This window comes from Burkholderia theae, assembly GCF_048565265.1.
Classification (GTDB): Bacteria; Pseudomonadota; Gammaproteobacteria; order Burkholderiales; family Burkholderiaceae; genus Burkholderia; species Burkholderia theae.
In genome coordinates this window covers 1,336,267-1,353,043 of sequence record NZ_CP183462.1, presented here as the reverse complement: position 1 = coordinate 1,353,043, position 16,777 = coordinate 1,336,267, and the positions used below count along the sequence as shown (strand labels likewise).

At 67.7% G+C, this 16,777-nt stretch carries 15 protein-coding genes; 5 read left to right on the top strand and 10 right to left on the bottom strand.

What is annotated here, in order from left to right; translation table 11 throughout:
• Positions 1 to 146 precede the first annotated feature (146 nt).
• Positions 147 to 1,865 carry a SulP family inorganic anion transporter gene (locus tag ACN22W_RS23540; protein ID WP_419689599.1) on the top strand — a complete coding sequence of 573 codons (1,719 nt, stop codon included), beginning with the start codon at positions 147 to 149 and terminating at the stop codon, positions 1,863 to 1,865.
• Between the two features lie 12 nt (positions 1,866 to 1,877).
• Here the strand turns inward: ACN22W_RS23540 and ACN22W_RS23535 are convergent, their stop codons facing one another.
• Positions 1,878 to 2,753 (bottom strand): LysR substrate-binding domain-containing protein, encoded by an 876-nt coding sequence (locus ACN22W_RS23535; RefSeq protein WP_419689598.1) that lies wholly within the window; start codon positions 2,751 to 2,753, stop codon positions 1,878 to 1,880.
• Positions 2,754 to 2,849: 96 nt separating this feature from the next.
• On the opposite strand from ACN22W_RS23535, the gene ACN22W_RS23530 reads away from it, so the two are divergent.
• Positions 2,850 to 3,449 (top strand): LysE family translocator, encoded by a 600-nt coding sequence (locus ACN22W_RS23530; RefSeq protein ID WP_343493299.1) that lies wholly within the window; start codon positions 2,850 to 2,852, stop codon positions 3,447 to 3,449.
• Positions 3,450 to 3,483: 34 nt separating this feature from the next.
• Here ACN22W_RS23530 and ACN22W_RS23525 read toward each other — a convergent pair whose 3' ends face one another.
• The 6 genes from ACN22W_RS23525 to ACN22W_RS23500 form a co-directional block, all read right to left on the bottom strand.
• The gene (locus ACN22W_RS23525; RefSeq protein ID WP_419689597.1) at positions 3,484 to 4,938 is read right to left on the bottom strand and encodes a DHA2 family efflux MFS transporter permease subunit; all 1,455 of its coding nucleotides are present in this window, start codon (positions 4,936 to 4,938) and stop codon (positions 3,484 to 3,486) included.
• Positions 4,935 to 5,498, bottom strand: coding sequence for an isochorismatase family protein (locus ACN22W_RS23520; RefSeq protein ID WP_412024351.1), 564 nt, complete (start codon positions 5,496 to 5,498; stop codon positions 4,935 to 4,937). Before ACN22W_RS23520 ends, ACN22W_RS23525 begins: the two co-directional genes overlap by 4 nt.
• Positions 5,499 to 5,565: 67 nt before the next feature.
• Complete coding sequence (locus ACN22W_RS23515; protein ID WP_193100324.1) at positions 5,566 to 6,021, bottom strand: MarR family winged helix-turn-helix transcriptional regulator; 456 nt, start codon at positions 6,019 to 6,021, stop codon at positions 5,566 to 5,568.
• A 72-nt stretch (positions 6,022 to 6,093) separates the two neighbouring features.
• Positions 6,094 to 6,330, bottom strand: coding sequence for a DUF7661 family protein (locus ACN22W_RS23510; protein WP_419689596.1), 237 nt, complete (start codon positions 6,328 to 6,330; stop codon positions 6,094 to 6,096).
• Positions 6,331 to 6,374: 44 nt separating this feature from the next.
• Positions 6,375 to 7,451, bottom strand: coding sequence for a serine hydrolase (locus ACN22W_RS23505; RefSeq protein ID WP_419689595.1), 1,077 nt, complete (start codon positions 7,449 to 7,451; stop codon positions 6,375 to 6,377).
• A gap of 156 nt (positions 7,452 to 7,607) precedes the next feature.
• On the bottom strand, positions 7,608 to 7,886 hold the full coding sequence (locus tag ACN22W_RS23500; RefSeq protein WP_419689594.1) for a hypothetical protein: 279 nt from the start codon (positions 7,884 to 7,886) through the stop codon (positions 7,608 to 7,610).
• A gap of 51 nt (positions 7,887 to 7,937) precedes the next feature.
• Here ACN22W_RS23500 and ACN22W_RS23495 point away from each other — a divergent pair, with 51 nt between their 5' ends.
• Together ACN22W_RS23495 and ACN22W_RS23490 are read left to right on the top strand one after the other, a co-directional pair.
• Complete coding sequence (locus ACN22W_RS23495; RefSeq protein ID WP_193100328.1) at positions 7,938 to 8,813, top strand: LysR family transcriptional regulator; 876 nt, start codon at positions 7,938 to 7,940, stop codon at positions 8,811 to 8,813.
• 75 nt (positions 8,814 to 8,888) lie between these two features.
• Positions 8,889 to 9,173 carry a transcriptional regulator gene (locus ACN22W_RS23490; protein ID WP_419689593.1) on the top strand — a complete coding sequence of 95 codons (285 nt, stop codon included), beginning with the start codon at positions 8,889 to 8,891 and terminating at the stop codon, positions 9,171 to 9,173.
• 70 nt (positions 9,174 to 9,243) lie between these two features.
• Here ACN22W_RS23490 and ACN22W_RS23485 read toward each other — a convergent pair whose 3' ends face one another.
• The 3 genes from ACN22W_RS23485 to ACN22W_RS23475 form a co-directional block, all read right to left on the bottom strand.
• Positions 9,244 to 9,987 (bottom strand): transporter, encoded by a 744-nt coding sequence (locus tag ACN22W_RS23485; protein ID WP_419689592.1) that lies wholly within the window; start codon positions 9,985 to 9,987, stop codon positions 9,244 to 9,246.
• A gap of 76 nt (positions 9,988 to 10,063) precedes the next feature.
• Positions 10,064 to 12,826, bottom strand: a complete 2,763-nt coding sequence (gene mgtA, locus ACN22W_RS23480; RefSeq protein ID WP_419689591.1) for a magnesium-translocating P-type ATPase — start codon at positions 12,824 to 12,826, stop codon at positions 10,064 to 10,066.
• 713 nt (positions 12,827 to 13,539) lie between these two features.
• Positions 13,540 to 15,180: a S8 family peptidase gene (locus ACN22W_RS23475; RefSeq protein WP_419689590.1), complete on the bottom strand. Its 1,641-nt coding sequence runs from the start codon at positions 15,178 to 15,180 to the stop codon at positions 13,540 to 13,542.
• A 423-nt stretch (positions 15,181 to 15,603) separates the two neighbouring features.
• Between ACN22W_RS23475 and ACN22W_RS23470 the strand changes: the two genes are divergently transcribed.
• Complete coding sequence (locus ACN22W_RS23470) at positions 15,604 to 16,500, top strand: glutamate/aspartate ABC transporter substrate-binding protein (RefSeq protein ID WP_412024359.1); 897 nt, start codon at positions 15,604 to 15,606, stop codon at positions 16,498 to 16,500.
• Positions 16,501 to 16,777: the final 277 nt, after the last annotated feature.

Sequence of the window (16,777 nt, the reverse complement as noted above, 5' to 3'; positions counted from 1 at the left end):
TGTATTGCTTGTTGTCGCTTGCGGCCAATCCGGCGACGGTGAGCGACACGCAACGCTTTCGCGCACTTGCCATGCGATGCCTGCTCGGGGCACGATGCGCGAACGACTTCGCGAACCACGTCACTTCGTATCCACGCATTTCACGCATGCAAGATTCCAACGAAAGCCGTCCGTCAGGCGTGCGGCTGCTGAAAGGCATCCTCCCGATCCGCCGCGCGGCGGCCATTCGCGACATCTTCGCGGGCATTTCGCTCGCGTCGATGGATATCCCGCAGGTGCTCGGTTATGCGCGCATCGCCGGCATGCCGGCCGTCACGGGCCTCTATACGGTGTTCCTGCCGCTCGTCGCGTTCGCGTGCTTCGGTGCGTCGCGCCATCTCGTGGTCGCCGCCGATTCCGCGACCGCGACGATCTTCGCGAGCCGGCTTTCGTCGATGGCGCCGGCCGGCAGCGCCGACTATGTCGCGCTGGCCGGCATGGTCGCGCTGCTGACCGCAGCGATGCTGCTGCTCGCGCGCGTCTTCAAACTCGGCTTTCTCGCCGATTTCCTGTCGCGTACGGTGCTGGTCGGTTTTCTCGCCGGTGTCGGCGTGCAGGTGTCGATCGCGATGCTCGGCGACATGTTCGGCCTGGCCGTGCCGTACCCGGCCTCGCGCAGCCTTGCACAGCTCGACTATGTCGTCACGCATCTGGTCCACGCGAACGGGCCGACATTCGCGCTGGCCGCGCTCGTGGTCGTCGCGATTCTCGCGTGCAAGCGGTTCCTGCCGCGCGTGCCGATGCCGATGATCGCGGTCGCGGGCAGCATCGCCGCGAGCTACGCGTTCGGATTCGCCGCGCACGGCATCGCGGTGCTCGGGCCGGTCGCGGGCGGGTTGCCGCCGCTGCGCTGGCCGTCCGTTACGTGGCAGCAGTTCCTCGATCTCGTGCCGGTTGCCGCGTCGTGCTTCGTGATGATCATCGCGCAGAGCGCGGCCGCCGCGCGCGTGTTCGCTCAGCAGTACGGCGAGGACGTCGACACCAACGCCGACATCCTCGGCCTCGCGGCTGCGAATGCGGCCGCGGCGGTCGGCGGCGCGTTCGTCGTCAACGGCAGCCCGACGCAGACGGCGATGGCCGACGGCGCGGGCGTGCGCAGCCAGATCGGGCACCTTGCGTTTGCCGCCGTCGTGGTCGTCGTGCTGCTGTTCCTCAGCACGTATTTGCAGTATCTGCCGCACGCCGTGCTGGCCGGCATCGTGTTCACGATCGCGCTCGGGCTGATCAACGTGCGCAGCCTCGCGGCGATCCGCAAGGAAAGCCCCGGCGAATTCACGCTCGCGCTGGTGACGGCCGCGGCCGTCGTGACGGTCGGCGTCGAGCACGGCATCCTGCTGGCGATCGCGCTGTCGCTGATGCGGCACGTGCGCCACAGCTACCAGCCGCACACGATGGTGCTCGAACCCGTCGCGGGTAACGGACGGTGGCAGCCGGTGCCCACGCGGCCCGGTTCGATGACGGCGCCGGGGCTGATCGTCTACCGGTTCGGCTCCGACCTGTTCTTCGCGAACGACCATCTGTTCGCCGGCGAAGTGACCGAGCTCGTCGATGCGGCGCCCGTGCCGCCGCGCTGGTTCATCGTCGATGCGGGCGCGATTACCGACCTCGACTATTCCGCCGCGCGGACCTTGACCGATCTCGTCAAGACGCTGCACGCGCGCGGGATCGGCGTGCTGTTCGGCCGTGTGAACCGCTACCTGCGCGCGGACATGGACCGTCACCGGATCACGGAGATCGTCGGCGCGCCGTGCATTTTCCCGACGCTGCATCAGGCGCTGGAGGCGGCGGGCACGACGCCGGCACCGCAGGAGCCGGGCACCGTGTAACGCGAGCCGGCCCTAGGCGGCCGCGCGCAAGCGTGCGAAGCCGTTGCGCAGGTGGCGGGCCAGCTCCGTCGCGGCCGGCGTGCGCTGGCCGCGCGGCAGATGAAGGTTGATCGCGAAGTTCGGCAGCGCGGGCAGGCCGCTGCCGGCCGGCAGGATGTCGAGGTCGGCCGGCACGGTGGACGCGAGCCAGACGGTCACCGCGAGATCGGCGCGCACGGTCGCGGCCGTCGCGTCGATGCTGCCGTTTTCGAACAGGGTGCGCCATGCGCGATCGCAGTCGCGCAGCGCGTCGAGCACCGTCGGGCGGAACGCGCAGGACTGCGCGACCATCGACACGGGCAGCGGCGTGTTTCGGTGCGCGGTGCCGCCTTTCGCGCCGACCCAGACCAGACGGTCGACGGCGATGCACTCGCCGCGCGACGACCCGACCGGCGCCTCGATCAATGCGACATCGAGGTCGCCTTGCGCGAGCCCCCGGCGCAGTTCCGGCGACGCCGCGCACACGAGCGTGAGCGCGACCTGCGGATGCGCCTGCGCATACGCTTTCAGGATCGGCGCGAGACAGGTGCCGACGAGATCCTGCGGTGCGCCGAGACGAACGGCGCCTTCGACCGCGCCGGCCGTCAGGTCGGTCAGCAGCGCATCGTGCACGGCGAGCAGCCGGCGCGCCTGCTCGAGCAGACGCTCGCCGGCCGCCGTGAGCAGCAGGTTGCGATGCTCGCGGACGAACAGCGGGCCGGACAGCGTTTCGAGCCGCGCGACCTGCTGGCTGATCGCGCCTTGCGTCAGGTGCAGCGCATGGCTGGCCGCCGTCATGCTGCGATGATCGGCGACCGTGACGAATGCGCGCAGCAGCGCGATGTCGAGATTGCGTGCCATGCGTCGCATTATGAATGCTAATGGCAGGCATAAAAAGCTTTCGCTGTCGTGATGTGAGGATCGCGGGTAAAAACGGAGCTTCGACGACGACAAACGGGAGCCTCCGTGCCGCTTCGCGACTACCTGCCGCTGATGCTGTTCGTGATCGTGTCCACCGTGACGCCGGGCGGCGCCACGACGCTCGCAACCGCATCGGGTGCTCATTTCGGCTATCGGCGTTCGCTGCCGCTGATGACGGGCATCGCGGCCGGCCTGGCGTCGATGGCGGCGGCCGCCGCGGCCGGGCTCGGCGGCGTGCTGCTTGCGCTGCCCGCGTTGCAGCTCGCGATGAAGGCGGCCGGTTCGGTGTATCTCGTGTGGCTGGCCGTGCGCATCGGGCGCGGCGGCAAGCCCCGGCTCGATGCCGCCGTGCACCGGCCGCAAGGGTTTGTCAGCGGCGTCTGGATGCTCTGGCACAACCCGAAGGGCTGGGCGATGACGCTCGGCGCGGCGGCGTCGTTCGCCGCGCTCGCGTCCGGCCCGGCGCGGCTCGGCCTGTTGCTCGGGCTCGCGTTCGGCGTGGCCGCGATGGCGTCGCTGTCGCTGTGGTGTTTCGCCGGGCTGCTGCTCGCGCGCGTGTTGCGCACCGAGCGGCAGTGGCGCTGCCTGAATGCCGGGCTCGGCGTGCTGCTGGTGGTGTCGATCGTGCCGATGTGGCTGCGGTAGCGACGCAGCGCGCGGCGCGGCGCAGCGTTCAGGTTCAGCGCGAACCGCTGCGTGCGCCGCCGGCAGGTTGCCCGCCCGCGCCGGCCGACCACAACGGCAGCCACAGCGTCGTGACGACGCTCGCCGCATGCAGCGCGCAAAGCAGGCCGAACGCCCATGCGTACGCGCTGGCTTGCGTGCCGCCGATCGATGCCGATTCGGCCTGCAGCCGCCACGCGAGGAACAGTGTGCATAGCGTCGTGAACGCCGGTCCGCCGAGGCGCTGCACGATATTGAGCGAGGTGGTCGCCATCGGCAGGTTGCGGCGCTCGACCGACGCGTACGCGGCGGTGATCGACGGCGCGCCGATCGCGCTCTGGCCCATGCCGCGCAGAAACAGCGCCGGCACGAGCACGTAGGGATCGTAGCCGGCCAGCGCGAGGAACACGAACGGCAGTGTCGCGAACAGCGCGAGCAGCGCGCCGGCGGCGGCCAGCCGGCGCACGCCGAACCGGCTCGTCAGCGCGCCCATCAACGGATAGGTGACGAGCATGCCGAGCCCGAGCGGCGCGAGCAGCCAGCCCATCTCGCCCGGCGAGCGCCCGCACGCCTGGATCAGGAACACGGGGATCAGCATCTGGCCCGCGTACATCGCGCCGTTCGACAGGAACTGGGTGCCGGCCGCCGCGCCGAAGACACGAGCGCGAAACAGCTTGAGATCGATCAGCGCATGCTCGCCCTTGTAGTGCTCGAAGCGCAGGAACGCGGCGAGCAGCAGCACCGAACACGCGATCGCGGCGACACCGATCGCCGAGCCGATCCGCTCGGCGCCGTACAGGAACAGCACGAGGCCCGGCGACAGCAGCGCAAGGCCGACCCAGTCGAGTTCGCGCCGTTGCGCATCGTCCCGGCCGCCGGGCAGGAACCGCACGGCCAGCGCGAGCGCCAGCACGCCGACGGGCAGGTTCACGAGAAACAGCCAGCGCCACGATGCGTGCTGCAGGATCGCGCCGGCGACGACGGGGCCGAGGATCGGTGCGAGCAGCACGGGCACCGCCGCGTAGCCGATCACGCGCGCCATCTGCTGGCCGGCGACGCGCGCGATCATCATCTGCGCCATCGGCGCGAGCAGCCCGCCGCTGACGCCTTGCAGCACGCGGAACGCGATCAGCGACGGCGCGGACCACGCGAGCCCGCACAGCGCCGACGTGAGCGTGAATGCCGAGAAGCACCACAGGTACAGCGCCTTTGCGCCGATGCGGTCGACGAGCCAACCGTTCAGCGGCAGCACCAGCGTCAGCGCGAGCAGGTAGCCGCTCGTTACCCACTGGATCGTCGACAGGCTCGCGTGCAGGTCGGTCGCGAGGCTCGACAGCGACACGTTGACGATCGTCGCGTCGAGCTGCGCCAGCAGCGAGCCGAGCATCGCGACCGCGCTGACTTTCCAGATCGACGGATCGAGCCGGCCGGCCGCGCGGCCCGCTGTCGACCGCGCGCGTTCGTCGCTCACGCGCCGCGCTGGTCGAGCAGCGCGATGATGTCCTGCGTCGAGCCCGTTTCGCCGAGGCGCGGGAAGATGCGCTCGACGCTGTTCACGTGCGCATCCGCGTTGAGGTCGGTCATCGCGTCGACGGCGAGCGTCACGTTGTAGCCGAGTTCGAATGCGTACCGGGCGGTCGATTCGACGCCGATGCTGGTCGCGACGCCGGTCAGCACGATCTGCGTGACGCCGGCCGCCTTCAGGTGCGCGTCGAGATCCGTGCCGGTAAACGCGCCCCAGGTCTTTTTCGTCACGACGTGGTCGCCCGGCTGCCGGTTCAGTTCGGGCACGAGTTCGGTCCAGTCGGCGGGGAGCGCGTCCACGCGCATCTGCTGTTGCGTGCGGCCCGGTGCGCCGCCGGCGACGTTGACGAGCACGACCGGCAGGCCGCGGCTGCGGAACGCGTCGAGCAGTTCGCGGGCATGCGCGACTACCGGCGCGACCGGATGGGCGGTGGGGAGGGCGACGATGCCTTTCTGCAGGTCGATGACGACGAGTGCCGTATTCGTGTCGAGACGGGTTGCGCTCATGATGGGACTCCGTGGAATGGACGAAGGGAGGCGGGCGCGCGCATGCCACGGCGCGCGTCCGCCGGAATCACTGGTCGCCGATTCGCCTGATCAGCGGGATCGCGGCGGCAAGCGTGAGGATTTCTTCCGGATTGAGCTTTTCGATCGCGGCACCGAGCCACCGGTGCTTCGCGATGTGGCGCTTGCGCCGTGCGTCGAGGCCGACCGCGGTCAACTGGAACAGGATCTGGCGGCCGTCGGTCGGGTGCGGCTCACGTTCGACGAGACCTTCCTCTTCGAGGCTCGCGAGGATCGCCTTCATCGACTGCGGCTTCATGGCCTCGGCGCGCGCGAGGTCGGCGGTCGTCATCGGCCCCTGCTGTTCGAGCCGGGCGAGCGCGCTGCTCTGGGACATGCCGAACCCTTCGGATTCGACCTCGGAGCGGAGGCGGCGGATCAACTGGCCGACCGCGAGGGTCAGGTCGGCGGCGACGAGGTCGGCGGAAACGCCGGGTTTGCGTGGCGGGTTCATGCGGCGGATCATAGAACACGACAGTTAAACTTGCAAGTTTAACTGTCGAATTAACCGCCGGATCGCGCGCCCCGCGGCGCGCGGTTATGTGCGACGCGGCAGGGCGACCGGCACGACTTCGCTGTATTTCGGGGTGGCGTCTTCGTGCAGCAGGTCGCCGAGGTATTGCGCGAGTTCGTCCGCGGCGAGCGCGGACGGAACATGCAGGTCGGCCGGGCGCCGCTTGCCTTCGGTGCCGAGATCGAACACGGCCCAGCGGCCGTTCGTGCGCACGACGGCGAGCAGCCGTCCGAATGCGTTAAAGCGGTATTCGTCCTGCATGGCATCGCTCCCGTAGGGTGAATGCGCCGGCCGCCTGCGTGTGCTTACTGGATCGAGCAGGTCAGCCAGCGATGGATTTTGAGGGCATCGCTCGATACGCCGGCACGCGTCGGCGCGCCGAGCAGCACGACCGTTTCGCGGCGCCCCTTCACGCGCATGCGCATCACGACGCCATGTCCCGATTCGTTGATGAAGCCGGTCTTCTGCAGTCGGATCGGCAGGCGGCGGTAGCGCACGAGCGGGTCGGAATTCACGTAGACCAGTTCGCCGTCGCCGGGGCGCACGGTGGTCGACGTATCCGTCGAGAAATAGCGGATCAGCGGATCCTGCGCGGCCGCGCCGACGAGCCGCGCGAGATCCTCGGCCGTCGACACGTTGTGCGGCGACAGGCCGGTCGGCTCCCGGAAGTGCGTATGGCGCATGCCGAGCCGGCGTGCTTCGCGGTTCATTGCCTTGACGAACGCGGTGCGCCCGCCCGGATAGTCGCGGCTCAGCGCGGCGGCCGCGCGGTTTTCCGACGACATCAGCGCGATATGGAACATGTCGCGGCGCGACAGTTCCGAGCCGACCTGCAGTCGCGACCCGGTGAACTTGATCGTGTCGCGATCATGCGCGGTGACGCGCAGCACGCCGTTCAGCGGACGAGCGGCGTCGCGCGCGACGACGGCCGTCATCAGTTTCGAGATCGATGCGATCGGCCGCACGGTGCGCGCGTTGCGCGCCAGCAGCGGTGTGCCGGAGTCGACGTCGAGCACGTAGGCCGCGCGTGAATGCAGCGCCCCGACCGCGCGCGGGTTGTAGCCGCAACTGGCGAGCAGGCGCGGTTTCGCGGCCGCCGGGCGCGGGCGTACGGCGGTGGTGCGCTTCGCGCGGCGCTGCTGCGGCGCCGGTGCCGCATGACGCTTGATGGCTTGATGCTTCGCGCGCGGGCGGTGGTGCTTGACGGCCTTGTTCTTGCGATGAGGTTTCTTCTTGACGGCCTTCGCATGCGCATGGGGCTGGACGTGCGTGGTGCGATGCGGCTGCGCGGATGCGTTCGCGGCGAACGCGAGCAGCAGGAACGAGAGGGCGAGGATCAGGGTGGTCCGGGCGCGAGGCAGGTGCGCGATGAGGCCGGTCAAGCGAAAGTCTCCTTTTCACGCGCGATGCGGCTGCGCGGAATGCATGGGCGGTCAGCGGGTGCGGGAAATTATAAGGTCGATTGCGTGGCGATGACGATTGGAGTGCACACAATGACGCATGATCCGGGCGGATGCGGGGCGGTTTCGTGGGGTCGATCAACGCGGCCAGTTCCGCCGCGACACGACCGCGAAACTGATCGCGATCGAACCCGTCACGGCGCGTGGCGGCGTGTTCTCGAGCGCATCGCCGAAGCGAAAGCGGCGGCTGCGTCCGTCGGTGCGTTCGGCACGACGCTTCGGTGCGTACGCTTCTACCGTGGCAGTGCGTTCGTTCGCGACCGCGGCATCGCACGCGGTGTCGGCCACGCATTCGGGCACATGATCCAGGGACATGACGGTTAATTCCGGGAAGGGCATGTCCGTATTGAACGCCATCGCATTCGATCGGTAAAATGAATATTTCGATCGTTACGATTCCTTTGAAGAATGGAACTGAAACTGCTGCGAACGTTCCTGACGGTCACCGAGCTGTGCCATTTCAGCCGCGCGGCCGATGCGCTGCACATGAGCCAGCCGGCGCTGAGCAAGCAGATCGGCGCGCTCGAGGCGAGCCTCGGCGGCAAGCTGTTCGAGCGCGGGCGGCACGGCGCGGAGCTGACGCCGTTCGGCGAACGCTTCCTGCCCGACGCGCAGGCGCTCGTGCGCGATGCCGACGAGATCCTCGCGCGAGCGCGAGAAGCGACCAGCGGGCAGCGCGGGCATCTGCGGCTCGGCATCTGCCTGTCCGTGCTGACGCTCGTGCCCAAGCTCGTCGCGGAATTCCGGCGCCGCAATCCGGGCATCGCCGTCACGCTGAGCGACCTGTCGTCGTCCGAGCAGACGCGTCGGCTGCGCGCCGGCAAGCTCGACGCCGGTTTCCTGCGCCTGCCGTCCGACGAAGGGCTGTCGTCGTTCAAGGTGATCGACGAAGGGCTCGCGCTCGCGGTGCCGCCGCACCTCGGCTTCAAGCGCGTGCCGGCCGACCTCGACGTGCTCAACGAGATCGGCTTCATCGCGCTGCAGCGTGCGCGCGGCCCGGGGCTGGCCGCGCAGATCGACCGATGGTGCGTCGAGCGCCGCTTCGTGCCGCACGTAATGCAGCAGGCGGAGGATGTGCAGTCGGTGCTGACGTCGGTCGCGGCCGGCGTCGGCGTCGCGTTCATCCCGTCTCGCGCGCAGTACCTGCTGCGCGACGCGACGGTGCTGCCGCTCGACGGCCGGGACGCGAAGTGGCGTGTGGGGCTCGCGTGGCTGTCGGGCCGCGAGGATCCCGTCACGACGCATTTCGTGTCGTTCATGCGTGCCGCGATCAAGGGCGCGTGACGGGCGAAGCGATATAGTGTCCGCAACCGGCGCTGAATGCCCGAACGAATATCCTGTCCGCTACAGACCGAACCGATGACTTCAGAATCCGACGAATCCCCACTCGATCCCGCACTCGTTGCGACGCTCGCGACGCTGAACGACGCCGCGAGCGATCCGGCCGGCAAAACGTGGTCACTGCCGAAGATCGCGAAACGCACGCAACTGCCGATGAGCACGCTGCGCCGCGTGCTGACGCAGCTCGACGGCGCCGGCCTCACCGCGACGACGCTGAACGAGGACGGTACCGGCAGCGCTGCGCTGACCGACGAAGGGCGCGCCGTGTGCGCGCAACTGTTCGGCGCGAACGACACCCGATGAATGAAAAAACGGGCCGCTGATGCGGCCCGTCGTATGGCGGTTCGACGCGTGCGACGCGCGACGCCGGGTATTACCAGCGCGCGGTCACGCCGCCCATCACCGAATGACGGTAGGTCTGGTCGTTCAGCCCGTGCCGGTAACCGACGTCGAGATCGAGCCAGCGCGTCGGCGAATAGATCACGCCGGCCAGCACGAACGCCGGATTCGCGCCGGCGGTGCTTTCCGTGTTGCGCGACAGGCCGACATCGGCCACGAGCTGCAGCCGGTCGGTCGCCTTGTAGATCGCCGCACCCGATACCGCCCAGATCGACGTGAGGTCGCCCTGGCGATTCGGCTGGTAGGTCAAGCCGGCATTCGCGAGCAGCGAAAAGCGCCCGACGTCGGCCTGCGCGAGCAGCGTCGCGCCGGTGCCGGCGCGGCCCGTGCCGAGCCCGCGCTCGTCGTTGCCGGTCGGGATCGTCACCTTCGGTTTCAGCGCGAGCGACAGCGGCCCGCGTTCGACGAAGCGCCATTTCATGCCGATCTCGACATCGCCGATGCCTGCGCCGTTTTCGTCGGTCCGCGTTTGCAGATGCGTGTAAGGCGCGTTGACGTAGAGGTCCACGTGTTCGCCGAACCCGCGCGTGAGCGTCGCGTTCCACAACTGGTGGCGGCCGTTTTCTTCCTGTTTCGAGGTTTCCTCGCCGTTGAACTCGAATTGCCAGTTCGCGTTGCCCTGCGTGCCCGTATCGTCGCTGACGAGCGGATGAGCAGGAAAGGCGTCGAGCGGCGCGAGGAGGGCGCTCGCGGTTGCGAGCGGAAGGAATCTTTTCATCGCATTACCTGTAAAGCGTCGTGAGCGGCCGGCCCGCGCGTGTGGCACGGGCCGGCCAGTCGTTATCCGAACGGAATCAGAACCACTGCTTGTAGCGGCGCACGTAGATCGTCTTGACGATCTGCGCGAGCATGATGTAGCCGACCATCGTCGCGACGAGCCACAGCCAGAAGGTGCCCGGCAGGTGCATGAAGCCGATCGCGTCCGCGAACGGCGAGAACGGCAGCCAGCAGCCGATCGCGATCGCGGTGAACGTGGACAGCAGCACCGGCAGCGACGCCGTGCTTTGCAGGAACGGGATCTTCTGCGTGCGCAGCAGGTGCACGACGAGTGTCTGCGACACGAGGCTCTCGATGAACCAGCCGGAGTTCATCACGATCTGGCCGCCCGTGCCGCCGTTCAGGTGATACATCGCGCCCGCGCCGAACACGGTCCACATCAGGATGTACGTCGTGATGTCGAACACCGACGACGTGGGCCCGACCCACAGCATGAAGCGGCTGATGTTGCCGGCTTCCCACTTGCGCGGCTTCTTCAGGAACTCGGGATCCATCTTGTCCCACGGCAGCAGCATCTGCGACGTGTCGTAGATCAGGTTCAGCACGAGCAGCTGCGTCGCGAGCATCGGCTCCCACGGCAGGAAGGCGCTGGCGACGAGCACCGAGAACACGTTGCCGAAGTTCGAGCTCGCGGTCATGTTCAGGTACTTCAGGATGTTGCCGAACGTCTCGCGGCCCTTGATCACGCCTTCCTCGAGCACCATCAGGCTCTTCTCGAGCAGGATGATGTCGGCGGTTTCCTTCGCGATGTCGGCGCCGCTGTCGACCGAGATGCCGACGTCGGCGTCGCGCAGCGCGGGCGCATCGTTGATGCCGTCGCCGAGGAAGCCGACCGTGTGGCCGTTCGCCTGCAGCGCCTTGACGATGCGGGCCTTCTGCAGCGGCGTGAGCTTCGCGAACACGGTCGTGCGTTCGACGACCTGCGCGAGCGTCGCGTCGTCGAGCGCTTCGATTTCCGCGCCGAGCATCGGCTTGCCGGGTTCGAGGCCGACCTGGCGGCACACCTTCATCGTGACGGTCGCGTTGTCGCCCGTCAGCACCTTCACCGCGACGCCGTTTTCGCGCAGCGCGGCGAGTGCCGGTGCGGCCGATTCCTTCGGCGGGTCGAGGAAGGTCAGGAAGCCGCGCACGACGAGATCGTGTTCGTCGGCGGTGCGGTACTGCGCGCGCTCGTCGCCGCGCGGAATCGTGCGGGTCGCGACCACGAGCACGCGGAAGCCGTCCTCGTTGTACGCGTTGGCCTGTTCGAGCAGCCGCTTGCGTGCGACGAAGTCGAGCGGGCGTATGCCGTCTTCATCCTGGACGTGGGTCGACACGGCCAGCATTTCCTCGACCGCGCCCTTGCAGATCAGCAGGTGCGTGCCGCGCGTGTCCTCGACGACGACCGACAGGCGGCGCCGCACGAAGTCGAACGGCAGCTCGTCGATCTTCTTGTAGCCCTGCGGCTTCACGCGTTCGCCGATCTCGTCGGCACGCGCGACGACCGCGATGTCGATCAGGTTCTTCTGGCCGCTCTGGTGGAAGCTGTTCAGCCAGCCGAGCCGCAGGATTTCCTCGTTCTTGTGACCGGACAGGTCGAGGTGATGTTCGAGGATGATCTTGTCCTGCGTGAGCGTGCCGGTCTTGTCGGTGCACAGCACGTCCATCGCGCCGAAGTTCTGCACCGAGTTGAGCCGCTTGACGACGACCTTGCGGCGCGCCATCGCGATCGCGCCGCGCGCGAGGTTCGCGCTGACGATCATCGGCAGCATTTCGGGCGTCAGGCCGACGGCCACCGCGAGTGCGAACGTGAGCGCGCTCAGCCAGTCGCCCTTGGTTAGGCCGTTGATCATGAACACGATCGGCACCATCACGAACATGAACTTGATCAGCAGCCAGCTCACGCTCGACACGCCGCGATCGAAGCTCGTCTCGATGCGCTTGTGGCTCACGACGTTGCGCGCGAGCGAACCGAAGTACGTGTCTTCGCCGGTCGCGACGACGACGGCCGTCGCCGTCCCGCTGACGACGTTGGTGCCCATGAAGCAGACGTTCTCGAGATCGAGCAGCGATGCCGACGTGTCGGTCGCCGCGCCGGCCGCGCGCGTGCTGGCGGATTTGCCGGCCACCGCGCCGAGCGTGTCGTACTTCTCGACGGGCAGTGCCTCGCCGGTCAGCACGGCCTGGCTGATGAACAGGTCGCGCGATGCGAGCAGGCGCACGTCGGCAGGGATCATGTCGCCGGCCGACAGGTGCACGATGTCGCCGGTCACGACTTCGCGCATCGGCACCTCGCGGCGCGTCGGCTCTGACGTATCGGTCATCGCACGCTGCACGGTGGCGGTCGTGCGGACCATCGCCTTGAGCTTCTCGGCCGCACGCAGCGAACGGAATTCCTGCACGAAGCGCAGCAGCGCGCTGATCGTGACCATCGTCAGCAGGATCGTCATGCCGACATAGTCGCGATCGTCGGGCGCGGCGAACCAGACGTCGGTGCAGAAGCTGATCGCGGCCAGCACCAGCAGCACGTAGACGAACGGGTTGTGGAACGAGAGCAGCAGCTGGCGGGTCCAGTGCGGCGGCTTGTCGTGCGCGATTTCGTTCGGGCCGTAGTGCTGCAGACGGTCGGCGGCCTGATCGTAGGTGAGGCCGCGCGTGCTGGTATGCAGCGACTTCAGCGTGTCCTCGAGCGGGCGGGCCGCTTCCTGCGCGGCGCGCATGATGCGCGGTTCGTTCTGCTGGCCTGCACCAGCCTTGATGAAGCCGCGCTGTTTCTTTTGCGATGTGTTGTGTCGTGTCATGAGTCGCTCCTTGCGCACGAGGCGGCGGGCGGGGAGCGACCGTAACGTTATCGACGCACGAGCGCTCCCCGCCGCGTCGCGTCAGGCGCGATCGGATTGGGATCGGGGAAAGCGGGAACGCTCGCCGGCGCGCATGGTGCGGTCGGCGTGTCGATGCGCAGCGTCGCACCGGCGAGCGGTAATCGACTACTGTCGTCTGAGTTCATCTGCACTCCTGTCGGTTGCGGATAATCGGCACGGGCGATCGGCAGCGGCGCACGCACGAAGGCGCGCGGCCGGACGGCACGCGAACGGAGAACGCACGCGGCTGGCGCCGCGCGCAACACGAACGCACACGCGCGACGGCGCGTCGCGTGCATTCGACAACATTGAAAATTCGGCGGGAGATCTGGCCAGTCAGGCCGGAAGGACGCCGCATCCTGCTTCCCGGGATGCGGCAGAAGACGAGGCTCTGCGCGTTTTCCTCAGGCAGCAGTCGAGTTGGTCAAGCACCAACTACAACTCGCATCGGTGTTCACAGAACACTCCATGTAATTAGACGGGAGCGATGGTAATGGCTCGCTGTGCGAAGCGTCAACCCTTTTGTCAGGCGTTATTTCGAGAAACGTAATCGGGTCGATGCGCGCGCGCCGGATCGCCGCACTGCCGGCAACAAAACGGCCGCGCGCACGCCAGGTCGGCATGCGCGCGGCCGCGTCGAGGCAGGGTGCCGGTTACTGGTTGGCTGCCGCGACGGCGGCCCCTGCATCGACGATGCCCGAGCCTGCCGGCATCGCGGTGCACGACGTGCCGGCCGCCAGCTTGGTCGTGCGCGCGCCGCCTTGCAGCTTCTGCTGGATCTGCGCGGGCGTGAGGTTGCCGTTCACCGACAGCATCAGCGCGGCGATGCCCGTCACCTGCGGCGTCGCGAGGCTGGTGCCGTTCGCGAGGCCGTAGGTGTCCGTGCCCGGCGTCGTCGTGCCGGTGTTCGACGTCGACAGGATGTTGACGCCCGGCGCGCTCAGCGCGACATCGGCGCCGAAGTTGCTGAACGATGCGCGGCGACCCGTCGCGTCGGTCGCGCCGACGCTGATCACGCCGCGGCAGTTCGCGGGCTGGTCGAGACCGGTCGACAGGCCGTCGTTGCCGGCGGCGACGACGACGGTCACGCCCTTCGCGGTCACATCGTCGATCGCCTGCTGGAACGTCGTGCTGCACGCGCCAACGCCGCCGAGGCTCAGGTTGATGACCTTCGCGGGCGTCGGGTTCGTCGGGGCGCCGTTCACCGGGATGCCGGCTGCCCAGCGCATCCCGTCGGCGATGTCGCTCGTCACGCCGCCGCATTTGCCGAGCACGCGCACCGGCAGGATCCGGCCGAGCCACGATATGCCGGCGATGCCGGTACCGTTGTTGGCGGTCGCGCCGATCACGCCCATCACGCGCGTGCCGTGCCAGCTGCTGTCGCTCGCCTGGGTCGCGCATTGGTAGTACGGGCCGCTGGCGTTGGCGAGTTCCTGCGGCGTGACCCAGTCGCCCGGATCGGTTGCGTCAGGGCCGCGCGACAGGCCGTTGTTGCTGGTGTTGACGTTGGTGATGAAGCTGTAGCCGGGCAGCAGGTTGCCGACGAGGTCGGCATGCGGCCGATAGCCGGTGTCGAGCACGGCCGTGACGACGGTGGGCGAACCCTTGGTCGTGCTCCACGCGGGCGACATGTCGATGCCGGCGGTCGGGTCGGACAGGTACCACTGCTGGTTGTAGAGCGGGTCGCTGGGCGTGTCGCGGATCGCCATCGGATGATCCGGCTCTGCGTAGTCGACGTCGGTATCGGCCGCGAACGCCTGCGCGAGCGCGGTCGCGTCGGTGGCTGCGATGCGCTGGCCGAGCGACAGCACGGCCGCGCCGTTCGAGATCGTCCGTTCGACCTGCACGTTGAGCGGCAGTTGCGAAACCGTGCTTGCATAGGCGCGTGCGCTGCCGGCCACCGGTGCCGTCCAGCGCGTCATCGAGCGCTGGATCACCGCGTCGAGCCGCGTTCCGTTGTCGATGGTCGCCATCGCACGCGTGGCTGTCAGCGTCTTCAGCTTGACGATCAGGTGATCGACGGGCGGTTCGACCGGTGCCGCCTGCGCAGCCATCTGAACGGCGGCCTGCTGCGTCGCGCATGCATTGCTGCCGGTCGTGGCGGGTGGGGTCGTCGGGGCGGGGGCCGGCGCGGGTGCCGGTGCGGCGTTGGAAGAAGACGGGTTGCTGCCGTCGCCGCCGCCGCCTCCGCCGCAACCGGCGAGGGGCAGGAGGGCGGCGGCAGACAACATGCCGGCGAGCATGCGCGCATGAGCGGAGCGGGCCAGCGCGAAATTGAAACGTTTGGCTCTCATGTTGAAACTCGATCCTCGTAGATAACCGTCGTGCCGGCGGTGAAGCTGGGTCCGGCAAAACCGGACCTCGTCGTTTTTTGTCTGACGGCAGCAGGAGGGTTGCTGCTACGCGCCATGCTCTGGGTAACGGCCGGCGTGGCGGGTTCTTGAGGCGATTTCGCGAGAAAAAAACTGGGGCGCGCAAACGATTACGTTGCTGCTTTGCGGCATGAACGCGCGTTTGGAACGCATGGCACAAAAGGTGCGGCGAGACCGCGCGCGGCGGGTCAGGCGAAACGTGCGGCGCGGGCCGGTTTGCGCGGCACGGAAAACGTCTTTCACGGCCCGGCCACGCTGGAAGGTTGTTTACGCTTTCCCTGATGCGACGCGAATTTTGTCGGGCGTACGATCGCGATTCGATCAACCTTTCGTCAGGAGAAAAGCATGGATCGCCGCTTCCGTTGGCTGGCCGTCGCGCTGTCCTGTGCGCTGGCGGGCCCCGCGCATGCGCAGGCCCTCACCGGTACGCTGAAGAAAATCAAGGACACGGGCATCGTGTCGCTGGGCATTCGCGAATCGTCGGTGCCGTTCTCGTATTCGGACAATCAGCAGAAAAACATCGGCTACTCGCGGGACATCTCGTCGCGCATCATCGACCAGTTGAAGACGGAGTTGAACCTGCCGAACCTCACGGTGAAGGAAATTCCGATCACGTCGCAGAACCGGATTCCGCTGCTGCAGAACGGGACGATCGATTTCGAATGCGGATCGACGACCAACACGCTCGAACGGCAGAAGCAGGCCGCGTTCTCGAACAGCATCTTTCTGTACGGGATCCGCTTCAGCACGCGCAAGGATTCGGGCGTGAAGGACTTCGCGGACCTGGCCGGCAAGACGGTCGCAACGACGGCCGGCACGTCGGACGAGCGCCTGCTGCGCAAGCTCAACGAAGAAAAGGCGATGAACATGACGATCATCAGCGCGAAGGATCACGCCGAAGCGTTCATGAACGTCACGACCGGGCGCGCGGTCGCGTTCGTGATGGACGAGCCGCTGCTGTACGGCGAGATCGCGAAGGATCGCAACCCGGGTGCGTATACGGTGGCGGGCACGCCGCTCGTGCACGAGAACTACGCGTGCATGATGCGCAGGGACGATCCGGCGTTCAAGCATGTCGTCGACGGCGTGATCGCGAAGCTGCAGACGTCGGGCGCGGCCGAGAAGCTCTACAACCAGTGGTTCACGCAACCGATTCCGCCGAAGGGCGTGAGCCTCAACTATCCGTTGTCGGCGGAAATGAAGCAGCTGTTCAGGAATCCGACGGACCAGGCGCAGTATTGATCTGATGCCGTACTGATCGCGGTATCGCGACGAAAAACCGCCGGCGCATGCCGGCGGTGTCGAGGATGGGAGCGAGCGGCGCGCCATGCGCCGATTTCCGGGCCGCGTGCGGCCGGGGCCGTGACGATCGAAATCGCCCCGGCGTTAGTGCATTTCCAGGTGTGCCGCAATCGGCATTCAACCGCGTCCGCGCCAGGGGCATCCTGTCGCCTGACGCAACAACAGGCACAATACGCCATTCGCCACGACCGCACGCGTGTTCGCAATTCGAACATCG